The sequence below is a fragment of the Pseudomonas sp. 51_B genome (genome assembly GCF_017491595.1).
Classification (GTDB): Bacteria; Pseudomonadota; Gammaproteobacteria; order Pseudomonadales; family Pseudomonadaceae; genus Aquipseudomonas; species Aquipseudomonas promysalinigenes.
On the sequence record NZ_JAFGYW010000138.1, the window covers coordinates 1 to 549 of the forward strand.

Sequence of the window (549 nt, forward strand, 5' to 3'; positions counted from 1 at the left end):
CCCTTTGGGTTGCCCCAAAGGGTAGGTCCTCGACCGTCACCTTCCATAGATTGGGGAAGGTATAGGAGTTGCCAGTTTGTCGTCACGGGACGAGCGTGTTGACACTATCCAGCAAATAGTTGTCCCCGGTCAAGCCAGTGGCACCTTTCCCTAAAGGTCGCTTTTGATGGCTAGGGTAAATTCATGCGCGGTGAAACCGACGAACGGTATTGGCCAGCCAGAAATGGCGGTTTGAGTCGATACGACAAAGACGGTCTGCTTCAAAGTTGATTGATTAAAGACAAAAAAGCCCTGTCAGTAGCAGGGCTTTGAGGTCAACGTAAGCTCACAAGGAGTTTGGCGGGAGAGTCATCGAGGACGGGTTGATTGGAGCAATATTGTAGCGTTCAGGCTGAACTGCCCCAGATTTCACAAGGCGATCATAACGATCGTTGATCGCTGAAAGACGCTGGGATCTCTCCCCTGAACGGATTACCGACTCGCGCTCAAGCGCTTCAGCTGTACGGTTTGCAAGCGTCGTCATGGCATCCCTCCCTCGCTGATTATGTG

General features: G+C 52.1%; 1 protein-coding gene. It reads right to left on the bottom strand.

Annotated elements, in window-relative coordinates; genetic code table 11:
- Window positions 1-325: 325 nt before the first annotated feature.
- The coding region (locus tag J5M56_RS24035) for a hypothetical protein (protein ID WP_207937945.1) at window positions 326-549 on the bottom strand (224 nt) is incomplete at its 5' end.